Source organism: Stenotrophomonas sp. PAMC25021 (genome assembly GCF_004795795.1).
Classification (GTDB): domain Bacteria; phylum Pseudomonadota; class Gammaproteobacteria; order Xanthomonadales; family Xanthomonadaceae; genus Stenotrophomonas; species Stenotrophomonas muris.
This window is the reverse complement of record NZ_CP039255.1, coordinates 1,383,553-1,396,844: the sequence shown is the minus strand read 5'-3', so window position 1 is coordinate 1,396,844 and position 13,292 is coordinate 1,383,553. Positions and strand designations below refer to the sequence as shown.

Annotated in this window: 14 protein-coding genes; 13 read left to right on the top strand and 1 reads right to left on the bottom strand. The window is 68.8% G+C overall.

The window, feature by feature from the left end; all coding sequences use genetic code 11:
- Nucleotides 1-5: 5 nt before the first annotated feature.
- The 13 genes from E5790_RS06730 to pncB all read left to right on the top strand — a co-directional run bounded on the left by E5790_RS06730 (nucleotide 6) and on the right by pncB (nucleotide 12,539).
- Nucleotides 6-1,226 (top strand): type II secretion system F family protein, encoded by a 1,221-nt coding sequence (locus E5790_RS06730; RefSeq protein WP_032956504.1) that lies wholly within the window; start codon nucleotides 6-8, stop codon nucleotides 1,224-1,226.
- A gap of 49 nt (nucleotides 1,227-1,275) precedes the next feature.
- Complete coding sequence (gspG, locus tag E5790_RS06725) at nucleotides 1,276-1,719, top strand: type II secretion system major pseudopilin GspG (protein WP_014645890.1); 444 nt, start codon at nucleotides 1,276-1,278, stop codon at nucleotides 1,717-1,719.
- A gap of 6 nt (nucleotides 1,720-1,725) precedes the next feature.
- Entirely contained in the window at nucleotides 1,726-2,220 is a 495-nt protein-coding gene (locus E5790_RS06720; protein WP_111205446.1) for a GspH/FimT family pseudopilin, read from the top strand.
- On the top strand, nucleotides 2,217-2,636 hold the full coding sequence (locus E5790_RS06715; protein ID WP_111205445.1) for a prepilin-type N-terminal cleavage/methylation domain-containing protein: 420 nt from the start codon (nucleotides 2,217-2,219) through the stop codon (nucleotides 2,634-2,636). The genes E5790_RS06720 and E5790_RS06715 overlap by 4 nt, the downstream gene beginning before the upstream one ends.
- Nucleotides 2,633-3,265 carry a type II secretion system protein J gene (locus tag E5790_RS06710; RefSeq protein WP_111205444.1) on the top strand — a complete coding sequence of 211 codons (633 nt, stop codon included), beginning with the start codon at nucleotides 2,633-2,635 and terminating at the stop codon, nucleotides 3,263-3,265. Before E5790_RS06715 ends, E5790_RS06710 begins: the two co-directional genes overlap by 4 nt.
- Nucleotides 3,262-4,125: a general secretion pathway protein GspK gene (locus tag E5790_RS06705; protein WP_046428741.1), complete on the top strand. Its 864-nt coding sequence runs from the start codon at nucleotides 3,262-3,264 to the stop codon at nucleotides 4,123-4,125. The genes E5790_RS06710 and E5790_RS06705 overlap by 4 nt, the downstream gene beginning before the upstream one ends.
- Nucleotides 4,122-5,267, top strand: coding sequence for a PilN domain-containing protein (locus tag E5790_RS06700; protein ID WP_111205443.1), 1,146 nt, complete (start codon nucleotides 4,122-4,124; stop codon nucleotides 5,265-5,267). Before E5790_RS06705 ends, E5790_RS06700 begins: the two co-directional genes overlap by 4 nt.
- The gene (gene gspM / locus E5790_RS06695) at nucleotides 5,248-5,955 is read left to right on the top strand and encodes a type II secretion system protein GspM (protein WP_229653769.1); all 708 of its coding nucleotides are present in this window, start codon (nucleotides 5,248-5,250) and stop codon (nucleotides 5,953-5,955) included. Before E5790_RS06700 ends, gspM begins: the two co-directional genes overlap by 20 nt.
- Nucleotides 5,945-6,733 (top strand): hypothetical protein, encoded by a 789-nt coding sequence (locus tag E5790_RS06690; RefSeq protein WP_014645897.1) that lies wholly within the window; start codon nucleotides 5,945-5,947, stop codon nucleotides 6,731-6,733. Before gspM ends, E5790_RS06690 begins: the two co-directional genes overlap by 11 nt.
- Before the next feature lie 9 nt (nucleotides 6,734-6,742).
- On the top strand, nucleotides 6,743-8,950 hold the full coding sequence (gene gspD / locus E5790_RS06685) for a type II secretion system secretin GspD (RefSeq protein ID WP_014645898.1): 2,208 nt from the start codon (nucleotides 6,743-6,745) through the stop codon (nucleotides 8,948-8,950).
- A 618-nt stretch (nucleotides 8,951-9,568) separates the two neighbouring features.
- The gene (locus E5790_RS06680; protein WP_111206803.1) at nucleotides 9,569-10,420 is read left to right on the top strand and encodes a glycosyltransferase; all 852 of its coding nucleotides are present in this window, start codon (nucleotides 9,569-9,571) and stop codon (nucleotides 10,418-10,420) included.
- Entirely contained in the window at nucleotides 10,417-11,256 is an 840-nt protein-coding gene (locus tag E5790_RS06675; protein WP_032962463.1) for a glycosyltransferase family 2 protein, read from the top strand. The genes E5790_RS06680 and E5790_RS06675 overlap by 4 nt, the downstream gene beginning before the upstream one ends.
- Nucleotides 11,257-11,357: 101 nt before the next feature.
- A complete protein-coding gene (gene pncB, locus E5790_RS06670) occupies nucleotides 11,358-12,539 on the top strand; it encodes a nicotinate phosphoribosyltransferase (RefSeq protein WP_111206804.1) in 1,182 nt (393 codons plus the stop codon).
- Between the two features lie 16 nt (nucleotides 12,540-12,555).
- Here the strand turns inward: pncB and E5790_RS06665 are convergent, their stop codons facing one another.
- Complete coding sequence (locus E5790_RS06665; RefSeq protein WP_014645902.1) at nucleotides 12,556-12,921, bottom strand: hypothetical protein; 366 nt, start codon at nucleotides 12,919-12,921, stop codon at nucleotides 12,556-12,558.
- Between the last annotated feature and the right edge of the window lie 371 nt (nucleotides 12,922-13,292).

The following is a 13,292-nucleotide window of genomic DNA, read 5'->3' as shown; positions in this document are numbered from 1 at the left end:
CTGACATGCCGAACTATCGCTACAAGGCGCTCAATCCGCATGGCGAGGTCTTCGATGGGCAGATGGAAGCGGCCAGCGAGGCCGAGCTGATCGCGCGCCTGCAGGACCAGGGCCACCTGCCGATGGAGACGCAGCTGGCCGACGCCGGCGCGATCGGCGGCAGCAGCTGGCGCAACCTGCTGCAGCAGCGCCCGCTGCAGGGGGCCGCGCTGCTGCAGTTCACCCAGCAGTTGGCGACCCTGCTCGGTGCTGGCCAGCCGCTGGACCGCGCGCTGTCCATCCTGCTGGGGTTGCCCGAGGACGAACGATCGCGCCGCGCGATCACCGACATCCGCGACGTGGTGCGCGGTGGCGCACCGCTGTCCACCGCGCTGGAGCGCCAGCATGGGCTGTTCTCGCGCCTGTACGTGAACATGGTGCGCGCCGGCGAAGCCGGTGGCAGCCTGCATGAAACCCTGCAACGCCTGGCCGACTACCTCGAGCGCAGCCGCGCGCTGCAGGGCAAGGTCATCAACGCGCTGGTCTACCCGGCGATCCTGCTGGTGGTGGTCGGTGGCGCGCTGTTGTTCCTGCTCGGCTACGTGGTGCCGCAGTTCGCGCAGATGTACGAAAGCCTGGACGTGGCGCTGCCGTGGTTCACCAACGCGGTACTGCAGCTGGGCCTGTTCGTGCGTGACTGGTGGGTGCTGCTGCTGGTGGTGCCCGGCGTGTTGGTACTGTTCTTCGAGCGCAAGGCGCGGCAACCGGCGTTCCGGTTGGCGCTGGATGGCTGGCTGCTGCAGCGGCGTGGCATCGGTCGCCTCATCGGCGAGCTGGAAACCGCCCGGCTGGCGCGCACGCTGGGCACACTGCTGCGCAACGGCGTCCCCTTGCTGGGGGCACTGGGCATCGCGCGCAACGTGCTGGGCAACCGCGCCCTGGCCGCTGACGTCGAAACGGCCGCCGATGAAGTGAAGAACGGCGCCGGCCTGTCGCTGGCCCTGTCGCGCGGCAAGCGGTTCCCGCGCCTGGCGCTGCAGATGATCCAGGTCGGCGAGGAATCCGGCGCACTCGATACCATGCTGCTCAAGGCCGCCGACACCTTCGAACAGGACAGCGCCCGGCGCATCGACCGCATGCTGGCGGCGATGGTGCCGGCGATCACCCTGGTGCTGGCCTCGGTGGTCGGCGCGGTGATCGTGGCCGTGCTGGTGCCGCTGTATGACCTGACCAATGCCATCGGTTGACGATGGCACTCCCTGCAACCCCGATACTCCGCAACTGAAAGGACCGTCCATGATTGCCCGTCGCCGACCGATCCGCCTTTCCTTCACCGCCGCGCGCAACCAGTCGGGCATGAGCCTGCTGGAAATCATCATCGTCATCGTGCTGATCGGCGCGGTGCTCACCCTGGTCGCCAGCCGCGTGCTGGGCGGCGCCGACCGTGGCAAGGCCAACATCGCCAAGGCGCAGGTGCAGACCGTCGCCTCCAAGATCGACAACTACCAGATCGACACCGGCAAGCTGCCGGCCACGCTCAACGACCTGGTGACGGCGCCGGCCGGTGTCGGCGGCTGGCTCGGCCCGTACGCCAAGCCCGCCGACCTGAATGACCCGTGGGGCCACGCACTGGAGTACCGGGCGCCGGGCGAAGGCCAGCCGTATGAGCTGGTCAGCCTGGGCAAGGATGGCAAGGCTGGCGGCAGCAGCGTCGACGCTGACATCCGCTACCAGCCGTAACCGCGCATGACGCACTTCCTGCCGCGCCGGTTGCCACGCCCGCGCCTGCACGGCAGGCGCGCGGCTGGACTGTCGTTGCTGGAAATGCTGCTGGTGATCGCATTGATCGCGGCGATCGGCCTGATCACCGCCGCCGGCCTGTCGCGCGGGTTCGCCGGCATGCAGCTGCGCAGCGCCGGCAAGGACATCGCCAGCCAGCTGCGCATGGTGCGCGCGCAAGCGATCGCCCGCGGCGAACCGCAGCGCTTCGTGATCGAACCGGCACGGCGCCGCTGGGAGGGGGCCAACCAGCGCCACGGTGAGCTGCCGGCACAGCTGCAGGTGCAGTTCGAAGGCGCCGCACAGCTGGCCACCGCGGCGGGGCAGGGCGTGATCGAGTTCCATCCCGATGGTGGCTCCAGCGGCGGCCGTATCCGGTTGCAGCGCGACGGTGCCGAATGGCGCGTCGACGTCGGCTGGCTGACCGGCGAGGTCCGCTCCGGCCCCTGGCGGGCGCAATGAAGCGGCGCGCGCGTGGCTTCACCCTGCTGGAAGTGATCATCGCTTTCGCCCTGCTGGGCCTGGCGTTGACCCTGCTGCTGGGCAGCCTGTCCGGTGGCGCGAAGCAGGTACGTGACGCCGAGCTGCGCACGCGTGCGGTGCTGCATGCACAGTCGTTGCTGGCCCAGGCCGGTGTCGACGCGCCGCTGCAGGTGGGCAGCCAGCAGGGTGACTGGGAACAGGGGCGCTATCACTGGGAGCTGCAGGTCCAGCCGTGGGTCGAGCCACGCGCCGGCAACGTCGTGCAGGCCACGTCAGCGGGCACCCCATGGCTGGCCGAGCTGCAGCTGCGGGTGCGCTGGGGCGACAGCGAGCGCGAACAACTGCACTGGCGCAGCCTGCGCCTGTTGCCGCCCGACCTGGAGAGCGCGCGATGAAGCGGCGCGCCGCGGGCTTCACCCTGGTCGAAGTGATGCTGGCCACCGTGCTGCTGGCCGGCGGCCTGGCACTGGCCCTTGCCAGCGTGCGCTCGGCGATGGCGGTCAGCCAGCGCGGCGAGCAGATCGCCGCTGAAAGCGAACGCATGCGCGCGGTCGAGTCGTTGCTGCGCAGGCAGCTGGCGGGTGCACTGCGCACCCCGCTGGAGGCCCCGGACCCCACCCGCGAACCCATCTTCTTCCAGGGCGAGGAGCAACGCATGCTGTTCGCCGCCGACCTGCCCGGTTACCTCGGCCGTGGCGGCCCCTACCTGCACGCGCTGCAGGTGGACGGACGCGGTGGCCAACAGCGCCTGCTGCTGGACCTCGTGCTGCTGCAGGAAGGCGAGCGCATCGCCGAGAATCCGCCGCGCCCGCCAGAGGTGCTGGTGGACAACCTGAAGTCGGTGCAACTGCGCTATCGCGGCATCGATGCCGGCACCGGGCAGGTGACCGACTGGCTGCCGCGCTGGGATGACACCCGCCGCCTGCCGATGCTGGTGGAAATCCAGATCGTGCCATCCCGGGGCGCGCCGTGGCCGCCACTGGTGGTGGCGCTGCGTGCCGGTGGCAGTGGAGGCACGCGATGAGCCGTCAGCGCGGGGCGGCATTGGTGCTGGTGCTGTGGCTGATCGCATTGATGACGGCGCTGGTCGGTGCGTTCGCGCTGAGCGCACGGGTCGAGCACCTGCAGCAGCGCGTGCTGGATGACGATGCACGCGGGCAGGAACGTGCGCGCGCCGGCCTCGAATATGCCCTCCTGCGCCTGTCAGCCGATCCGCAACGGGCGCCCTGGCGTGCCGATGGCCGTACCTACCGCTGGCAGTTCGACGACGCCAGCATCGAGATCAAGGTGCTGGACGAGAACGGCAAGATCAACCTGAACCTGGCCGACGCCGCACTGCTGACCGCCTTCCTCAAGGCGCTGGGCGAAGACGATGCACAGGCCCGGCAGTTGGCCGGCGCCATCATCGACTGGCGCGACGAGGACAGCCTGCTGCAACCGGGCGGTGGCGCCGAAGCGCCGGACTACGCCGCAGCCGGATTGCCCTACGGCCCACGCAACAAGCGCTTCGAGACCCTGGGCGAGCTGCAGCGGGTCCTGGGCATGCGCGGACCCCTGTACCGGGCGATGCTGCCGCACCTGACCCTCTACAGCCGCCAGGCACGGCCGGATCCGCAGTTCGCCAGCGCGCCGGTGCTGACCGCGCTGGGCCTGGATGCGGACAGTGTGATGGCGCAGCGCGCACAGCAGGAGCGTGATGCAGATTCCGCTGGCGGCACGACAACGCTTGCCAGCAGCAGCGGCACCTATAGTATCGAGTCCGGTGCCATCGACGGCAGTGGACGCAGGTCGGTGTTGCAGGCAGTGGTACGCAGTGGCTCGGGCGGGGTTCCCGGGCGGACTTACACAGTGCTTCGCTGGGAGCAGGGAATGACAGCAAGATGACGGCGTGGCAGGACAGTCTGCGGCAGGTGCAGGGCCGGATCGGCCCGGGCGCCGGCCGTTTCCTGCGCTGGTGGCGGCAGTCGCTGCTGGCCTGGGTGCCGGTGCGCTGGCAATGGGCATTGGGCTGGGGCCAGGCACGCCTGCTGCTGCTGCACGAGGGCGACCAGCTGCAGGTCTGGCGTGAAGCCGGCGAACGCCGCGAAGCGGTGGCGCGCCTGCCGTGGCCGCTGTCGCCGGTGGAGCTGGACCGCGTGCTGGAGCCTCGCCTGCGTACTCTGCCGCGGGTGTGGCTGCTGCCGGCGACGGACGTCCTGCGGCGTAGCCTGCGCCTGCCTGCCGCAGCGGCCGACCGCCTGCGCGCCGTGGTCGGTTTCGAGATCGACCGGCAGACCCCGTTCGAATCATCCCAGGTCAGTTATGACGTGCGTGAGCTCGGCGCGGGCGGCGAGGGCCAGCTGCAGGTCGAACTGGTGGCGTGGCCATTGCGGCAGCTGGACGCATGGCGCACCAGTGTGGGCCCATGGGCCGATGCGCTGGCGGGCGTCGATGCCATCGATGCGCAGGGCAACGTGCTGCAGGTGAACCTGCTGCCTCCCGCGCAGCGCCAACTGCGGCCAGACCCGATGCGACGCTGGAACCTGCTGCTGGCAGTGGCTGCCGTCGTGATGCTGGTACTGGCCGCGGTGCAGCTGCTCGACAACCGCCAGGCCGCCGCCGATGAGCTGCGTGCACAGGTCGAGCGCAGCGCGCGCAGTGCGCGAGGTGTGGCCAGCGAACGCGCGCAGCTGCAGGCGCTGATCGATGGCGCCGCATTCCTGGAGAAGCAGCGCAGCCAGCGCGCCGGCACCGTTGAAATCTGGAACGAACTGACCCGGCGCCTGCCGGAAGGTACCTACCTGGAGAAGCTGGCGATCGAGAACAACAACCTGCAGCTGATCGGCCTGAGCCGCGAGGCGTCGCAGCTGGTGCAGCTGCTGCAGGACGCACCGCAGTGGCGCAAGGTCAACCTGACCGGGGTGCTGCAGGCCGATGGCGCGGCCAGTGGCCGCGACCGCTTCACCATGACCGCCGAACTGCAGCCGTTGCCGGCCGCCGCACCAACCCCGGAGGCGGCCGATGCCGATGCCAAGCGCACGCCGTGACCGCTGGCTGGCGCTGGCACTGCTGCTGGCAGTGCTGGGCCTGGCCTATCTGCTGCTGGTGCACCCCTGGTTCACCCAGCCGCTGCGTGCGATCGATGCCGATGTCGCCGCCCTGCGCGAACGCGAGTCGCGCGTGCAGGCGCAGCTGCAGCAGCAGCCGCAGATCGAACAGCGCCTTCGCGCTACCCGCGAGGCACTGCAGCAGCGGCCAGGCTTCCTGCGCGAAGCCACTGCAGAAGCTGCCGCCGCTGCATTGGGCGCCCGGCTGCAGGATGCGGTGGCGATGGCCAGCCCGGGCAACCGCAGCTGCACCATCAGCAACCGCACGCCGCTGACCGACAACCGGCGCGACGCCGAGTTCGTGCGCGTCGCCATGCAGGTGCGCCTGCGCTGCGGGGTGGCCGAACTGGCCACCGTGCTGCACAGCCTGGAAACCGGCAGCCCACGCCTGTTCGTCGACAACCTCAACCTGATCGCGCAGCGCTTCCAGCAATCACCGAACGAATCGGGGCTGGGCCTGGACGTGTCCTTCGAGCTGGCCGGCTATCTGCTGCCGGGCGCTGCCGCCGATGGCACGGTTCCGGCGCCTGCTGCGACACCGGCACCGTCCGCGTCGCCGGCCGAGGCCGCACCTGCGCCGCAGCCGGCGCCCCCGTCCGAAGGACAGGAGGTGGCCGATGAAGCTTGAGCAGATCAGCCTGCGTACCGGCTTCCTGCTGGCGCTGGCCGGTTGGGCGGCCGCCGTCTGGCTGGCGACCGGCTTCGGGCTGGGCAGCCAGCTGCCGGGTGCCGGCGGTGATGCCGACGCCGCGCCATCGCTGCCATCGCTGCCGCCGCTGGCGGCCGAGCGCATGGCCAGCGCCGACAGCTACAGCGCGATCGGTGAGCGCCCGTTGTTCGCCGAAGACCGCAGGCCGCGGCCTTATCTGCTGGGTGGCAGCGAACCGGCGGCCAGCGCCGCGTTGCGCCTCACCGGTGTGCTGCTGACCGGCGATTTCGGCATGGCCACGTTCACCACCGAACAGAACCGCTCGCTGCGCCTGCGCCTCAACGGCGAAGCCGTGGATGGCTGGCAGCTGGTGGCGCTGCAGCCGCGCCAGGCGACGGTGATCGGCCCCGGTGGCAACCAGGTCCTGGAACTGGCGGTGTTCAACGGCCAGGGCGGTGAGCCGCCGACGGTGCTGCGCGGTGCCAACGGCGCACCGCCTGCAGGTGCGATCGTGGTGCCGCCCTCGGCGGGCGCTCCGCCGGCGCCGCCACCGCCCGCGGCAATCCCATCGCCGTCGCCCGCTGGCAATGCACCAGCGCCTGCGGCGGCCGCTGCAACAACCCCACCGGCCAACAACAACGGTCCCAGTGAAGCGCAGATGCAGGCCATCCGCGAGCGCATCCAGGCCCGCCGCCGCCAGCTGCAGCAACAGCAGCAACAACCGTCGCCGCCCCCGGGCGATGGCACCAACCGATAGAGTGAATGCATGAACCTGCGTTTTCTTCCCTGGTCCTTTGCCCTCGCGCTGCTGGTCGGCTGCAGTACGGTGTCCGCGCCGCACGTGCAGCGCAACGGCAATCTGTCGCCCAGCGCCGACGCCGGCCAGGCGGCCGATGTCGCTGCCGATGCCGCCCGTGAAAGCCAGGGGGCACCGCAGGCGGTGATCCGCCGCGGCACCGGCACCATGATCAACCGCGAGGCCGCGCGTGCGCCGGCACCGGCGCTGCACGGTGCCAGTACCGGCGAGGCGACCTTCAACTTCGAAGGCGAATCGCTGCATGCGGTGGTCAAGGCCATCCTTGGTGACATGCTTGGCCAGAACTACGTGATCGCGCCAGGCGTGCAGGGCACGGTCACCCTGGCCACGCCCAAGCCGGTATCGCCGGCGCAGGCACTGAACCTGCTGGAGATGGTGCTGGGCTGGAACAACGCGCGGATGGTCTACAGCGGTGGGCGCTACAACATCGTCGCCGCCGACCAGGCGCTGGCCGGCACGGTCGCGCCAAGCACGGCACCCGCGGCCAGCGCGCGCGGCTTCGAAGTCCGTGTGGTCCCGCTGCAGTTCATCTCCGCCACCGAAATGAAGAAGGTGCTGGAGCCGTACGCGCGCCCCAACGCCATCGTCAACGTGGACAGTGGCCGCAACGTGATCACCCTGGGGGGTACCCGCGCGGAACTGGAAAACTACCTGCGCACCGTCGAGATCTTCGACGTCGACTGGTTGTCGGGCATGTCGGTGGGCGTGTTCCCGATCCAGTCGGGCAAGGCCGAGCAGGTCGCGGCCGACCTGGAAAAGGTGTTCGGCGAAGAGAGCAAGACGCCCAGCGCCGGCATGTTCCGTTTCCTGCCGCTGGAGAATGCCAACGCGGTGTTGGTGATCACGCCGCAGGTGCGCTACCTGGACCAGATCCAGCAGTGGCTGGATCGCATCGACACCGCTGGTGGCAGCGCCCGCCTGTTCTCCTACGAGCTGCGCTACATCAAGGCGCGCGACCTGGCCGAGCGCCTCAGCGAGGCCTTCGCCAGCAGTGGCAACCGCGGCGGCTCCAGCCCGGCCTCGCTGGCACCGGGCGCCATTCCGTCGCAGCTGGGCGGCGACGGCGACCGTGGCATGGACAACAGCAGCAGCAACTTGGGTTCGACGCTGGGCGGAACCAGTGGTAGTGGCAGTGGCAGCAGCAATGGCAGCCTGAACCTGCCGCAGCGCCAGCCCGGCAACGTCAGTGTCAGCCTGGAAGTGGAGGGCGACCGCGTCGGCGTGTCGGCGGTGGAGGAAACCAACACCCTGCTGGTGCGCTCGACGCCGCAGGCGTGGCGCTCGATCCGCGAGGTGATCGAGAAACTGGACGTGATGCCGCTGCAGGTGCACATCGAGGCACAGGTGGCCGAAGTCGCGCTGACCGGTGACCTGAAGTACGGCGTGAACTGGTTCTTCGACAATGCCGTGGCTGGTCGCGCGCTCACCGGAGCCCTGGCGGGCCTGACCCTGCCGCCGGCTGCAGGTGGTTCGTGGAACACCTTCGCCGGCGGCGTCACCGGCAATGACGGTGTGGGCTGGGCCTTCACCGGCCACAACGCGGCCGCGGTGGTCAGTGCACTGGACAAGGTGACCGACCTGCGCCTGCTGCAGACGCCGTCGGTGTTCGTCCGCAACAACGCCGAGGCCACGCTCAACGTCGGCGACAAGGTGCCGATCAACACCACCACGGTGAACACCGGCGTGGGCACCAGCACCTACAGCTCGGTGCAGTACATCGACACCGGCGTGATCCTCAAGGTGCGCCCGCGCGTGACCCGCGACGGCACCGTGTTCCTGGACATCGTGCAGGAAGTCAGCAGCGCCTCGGACGTGCCGGAGGCCTGCAACCCGACCGAGCGCAACTGCAACCCGCGCATCTCGACCAAGAAGCTGTCCACCGAAGCGGCGGTGCAGAGCGGTGACACCATCATGCTGGCGGGCCTGATCACCGATTCGGCCACCGACGGCAGCAGCGGCATCCCGGGGTTGAGCAGGATTCCGGTGGTCGGTGCGTTGTTCGGGCAGAAGACCCGCACCAGCCGTCGTTCGGAAGTGATCGTGCTGCTGACCCCGACCATCGTCCGCAACAGCCAGGAATCGCGCAACCTGACCGACGAGTACAGCAAGCGCTTCCGCGCGATGGAGCCGCTGAACCAGCCGCGCGCGAAGAAGTAAGGGGTTACGGCCGGGCGGCGCCCGGCACCCGCCGAGGCCGGAGCAACGGCAACGGCCAAAGCGAAAGCAACAGCAACAGCAACAGCGGGTTTACTGAGGGAGGGTGGGTCGGCGTGGGGTGGCAGGACACGCCGTAAACCCGTCCCTGGGGGCTCGATGGCGCCATCCATGGCGCCAACGGTCCTGCCACCCCACGCCGACCCACCTCTGACAGACTCCCGCGGCTGTTGGTAGGTGTCGACCTTGGTCGACACGATCCACGCCATGCGTGGATGACTGTCTGTCAGATTTCGAAATCAGAAAATGGGGTCAGATCCGTTTTCCTCTGGAAAACGGATCTGACCCCAGGCTTTGCCGACAGATCGCAGAAATCTGTCGAAGGCGGGGTGGGTCTGGTTGCGGGGGCGTGAGCCGCATGGATGCGGCGACCGAGCTTACATGGACGTACTTGCAGCGTCCCCCGCAACCGGACCCATCCCGCCATCCCACGGATAGCCGGCTTCTGCTTCGGCTGTTGCTGTTGCCGGCCAGCGGCCGGCACTACCGCGGGTGCCGGGTGCAACCCGGCCGATACCCTCCCGGTGCTACGCTGTGGCCACCGACAACCACGGAGGCGGGATGGGGGCGATCGTGTTGTTGCCGCTGTGCGTGGACGATGCCGCACTCGACCGCTGCCTGGCCGCGCTGGATGCCGGCACGGCGCCAGGGACCGCGGTCTGGTTGGCCGATGACGCACAGACCGGGCCACGCGCGCAGGCGGTGGTGGAACACTGGCTGGCGCATACGCCGCTGCAGGCCGAGTACACCCGGCGCGCGCGGCCACTGGGCGAAGTCGCCCATCTGGACGAGATGCTGCGCGCCTGCGATGGCCTGGACGTGGCCGTGCTGGCGCCGGACAGCGTGCCATCACCCGGCTGGTTGCAGCAGTTGCAGGATGCCTTCGCCCGCGATGCCGCGATCGCCACCGCAACCCCCTGGTGCAATGCCGGCGAGACCGCCGCGTGGCCACGGCTGGGCGACATCAATCCCGAGCCGCAGGACCCGGTCCTGCTGGCGCACACCTGCGCGACGCTGCCGACGCTGCACCCGGAGCTGCCATCGGCGGTCACCCACGCGGTGCTGGTGCGCGGCAACGCGCGCCGTCGCGCCGGCGGCCTGGACGTGGACAGCTACGCTGGCTGGAACGCGGCACTGGTCGACCTCAGCCTGCGCATGGCCGGCCTTGGCTGGCGCAACGTGTTGTGCGAGACCGCCTTCGTCAGCCGGGCAGGGGAGGCGGTCAGCCGCGATGGCGATCTGGAGGCCCTGGCCGCGCGCTGGCCGGCCTGGGTACCGCGGCTGGCCGATTTCCTGATGCACGACCCGCTGCACGGGCTGCGCGCCGACCTGCAGCAGCGCATGCGGCAGGCGATAATGCCGAAGGAACAGGGCGACCTGTTCGTCCCGTCAGTGCCGGAGCCACCCGTTTGAATGTTGCCATCGCCGCCATCGTCGTCACTTACCAGAGTGGGAGCACCATCGATGCCTGCCTCTCGCGCCTGCGCCAGGCGCAGGATGTGGCCGAGATCCGGGTGATCGACAATGGTTCGCTGGATGGCACCCTGGACATCGTGCAGCGGCATGCCAGCCACGATCCACGCGTGCGCTTCGTCGGCAACCCGGACAATCCCGGCTTCGCCGCCGCCAACAACCAGGGCGTGGCCGACTCGCACAGCCCGTGGCTGGCCTTCATCAACCCGGACCTGATGGTCGAGCCGGACACGCTGGCCGAACTGCGCTCCCGCGCCGAAGCGCTGGGCGACTGCCTGCTGGGCGTTGAACAGGTGGACGAGCATGGCCATGCCGACGAGGCGGTGCGCCGCCGCGACCCGGATTTCCTGAGGATGCTGCGTTCGCCCGGCAAGGGCTCGAAGCTGGCGGTTCCGCGTGAGCCGCACCAGGCACTGCAGCGGGTGCCGGCACTGTCCGGCGCACTGCTGATGATGCCGCGCGCGCTGTTCGACCGTATCGGTGGCTGGGACGCGGGCTATCGCCTGCACGCCGAGGACCTGGACCTGTGCCGGCGCGCGCGCGAAGCCGGCGCGGTGGTAGCGATCGCCAACGACCTGCAGGTTACCCATGTGCGCGGTGTCTCCAGCCGCTCGCGGCCGTTCTTCGTGGAATGGCACAAGCACAGGGGACTGTGGCGCTACTTCCAGAAGTTCGAGGCCAGGCAGCGTTCGCTGCCGGTGCGCGCGGCGGTATGGGCTGCGATCTGGGTGCATGCGCTGATGCTGGTGCCGCGCCTGCTGCGCAGGTCGTTGTAGAGCCGAGCCCACGCTCGGCTGCATGGAAAGGGTCATCCACGCATGGTGTGGCTCCACTCGCCGCGCCCACGGTTCACTCCGCCGGGCGCATAATCCGCCCCATGCCTATCATCCAGTCCCTGCTCGACACCGACCTGTACAAGTTCACCATGATGCAGGCGGTGCTCCACCAGCACCCCGGCGCCCAGGTGCAGTACCGGTTCAAGTGCCGCACCCCCGGCATCGACCTGGCAAGCTACATCGCCCAGATCGATGAGGAAATCGACCACCTGTGCAGCCTGCGTTTCATCGACGCGGAACTGGACTACATGCGTGGCCTGCGCTTCGTGAAGCCGGACTTCGCCGATTTCCTCGGCCTGTTCCATCTGGACCGCAAGTACATCCAGCTGCGTGCGTCGACGGCCGTGCCCGGCGAGATCGAGCTGGACATCACCGGCCCGTGGCTGCACACCATCCTATTCGAAGTGCCGCTGCTGGCGATCATCAACGAAGTCTGGTTCCGCAACACCACCACGGCCGACTTCGCCGAAGGCGAGCGCCGCCTGCAGGCCAAGGCCGCGCTGCTGCGCGATACCCCCGGTTTCGAGCACTGCCGCATCGCCGACTACGGCAGCCGCCGCCGCTACTCGCGTGACTGGCATGCCCGCCTGCTGCCGCTGCTGCGCGACGCGCTCGGCCCGCAGCTGGTCGGTACCAGCAACGTCCACTTCGCGCGCCTGTATGGCATGACCCCGCACGGCACCATGGCCCACGAGTACCTGCAGGCGTTCCAGGCGCTCGGCCCGCGCCTGCGTGATTCGCAGGTGGCAGCACTGGAATCGTGGGCGCGCGAGTACCGCGGCGATCTTGGCATCGCGCTGTCCGACGTGGTCGGCCTGGACGCGTTCCTGCGCGACTTCGACATGTATTTCTGCAAGCTGTTCGACGGTGTGCGCCATGACTCCGGCGATCCGTTCGACTGGGGCGACCGCATGCTGGCGCATTTCCAGCAGCGCCGGGTCGATCCGCGCAGCAAGGTGCTGGTGTTCAGCGATGGGCTCGACATCGCCAAGGTGATGCGGCTGTACGACTACTTCCGCGGTCGCTGCCAGGTCGCGTTCGGCGTTGGCACCCACCTGACCAATGACCTCGGCCCGACGCCGCTCAACATCGTCATCAAGATGGTCCGCTGCAACGGCCAGCCGGTGGCCAAGCTCAGCGATTCGCCGGGCAAGAGCATGTGCGACGACCCGGGTTACCTGGCCTACCTGCGCCAGGTGTTCGAATTGCCGCAGCCGGAGTAATACCGGCCTGCAGGGCTTACAGGTAGTCGACGACCACCAGGTAGGCGCCCTGCAGCGGCTGCTGCTTCGAAGCCTGCACGCTGTAGCGCTCGGAGAAGGCGATATCGCCGGCGCGCATCGCGCTGGCCGACACCGACAGCTTCTGGCCCTGGCGCTTGCCGTCACGCAGCGTCGCCGCCTGGCCATCGGCCAGTGCCGTCACGGCCACCGTCGAACCCTTGGCCGACGGCGGGCAGGCCGCCAGGCTCAGCTCACCCTGGGACAGGTTCGTCGTGCAGCCCGGCTCGGCGATACGGCCGCTGAAACGGATGCTGCCGCTGCTGGCCTGGGCCAGCGCACTGACGGACATCAGGGCCACGCACAGCAGAATGGAGTTCCTCATGACACGTTCTCTGGTTCGGTGTGTCCTAGTTAGCGACAGGATCGATCAACCTTTAATAGGACGATTCCGAATCTGCTAGGGCCATCACCAAGAAAGAGTGATGCGCATCAAAGAAGCCAAATTCCCCCTGAAAAATGCCTGTTTCCGCGCGTGCCGAACGCGTCGCGCAATGCGACATCCCCAGTCGTTTGTAGCGTGACCGGGCCCCGCGTCAAATCCCCCGCACCCCGAGGCTGTGATTTCGCCTAACACGTCACATTTAAGTCGTCAATGAATTGGCGTTCAGAAAAATAATGAGACTTTCATCACAGTTGTGCCTATACTTGCGTCACGGATTCAGGGAGAGGTATGTCCGAGTCCGGCCACAGGTG

Coding starts and splice junctions, on each gene's coding strand:
- gspM (WP_229653769.1), top strand. CDS start 5,248: ATGCCAAGCGCACGCCGTGACCGCTGGCTGGCGCTGGCACTGCTGCTG.
- E5790_RS06705 (WP_046428741.1), top strand. CDS start 3,262: ATGAGCCGTCAGCGCGGGGCGGCATTGGTGCTGGTGCTGTGGCTGATC.
- E5790_RS06710 (WP_111205444.1), top strand. CDS start 2,633: ATGAAGCGGCGCGCCGCGGGCTTCACCCTGGTCGAAGTGATGCTGGCC.
- E5790_RS06730 (WP_032956504.1), top strand. CDS start 6: ATGCCGAACTATCGCTACAAGGCGCTCAATCCGCATGGCGAGGTCTTC.
- E5790_RS06720 (WP_111205446.1), top strand. CDS start 1,726: ATGACGCACTTCCTGCCGCGCCGGTTGCCACGCCCGCGCCTGCACGGC.
- E5790_RS06715 (WP_111205445.1), top strand. CDS start 2,217: ATGAAGCGGCGCGCGCGTGGCTTCACCCTGCTGGAAGTGATCATCGCT.
- E5790_RS06690 (WP_014645897.1), top strand. CDS start 5,945: ATGAAGCTTGAGCAGATCAGCCTGCGTACCGGCTTCCTGCTGGCGCTG.
- E5790_RS06680 (WP_111206803.1), top strand. CDS start 9,569: ATGGGGGCGATCGTGTTGTTGCCGCTGTGCGTGGACGATGCCGCACTC.
- gspG (WP_014645890.1), top strand. CDS start 1,276: ATGATTGCCCGTCGCCGACCGATCCGCCTTTCCTTCACCGCCGCGCGC.
- E5790_RS06665 (WP_014645902.1), bottom strand. CDS start 12,921: ATGAGGAACTCCATTCTGCTGTGCGTGGCCCTGATGTCCGTCAGTGCG.
- pncB (WP_111206804.1), top strand. CDS start 11,358: ATGCCTATCATCCAGTCCCTGCTCGACACCGACCTGTACAAGTTCACC.
- gspD (WP_014645898.1), top strand. CDS start 6,743: ATGAACCTGCGTTTTCTTCCCTGGTCCTTTGCCCTCGCGCTGCTGGTC.
- E5790_RS06700 (WP_111205443.1), top strand. CDS start 4,122: ATGACGGCGTGGCAGGACAGTCTGCGGCAGGTGCAGGGCCGGATCGGC.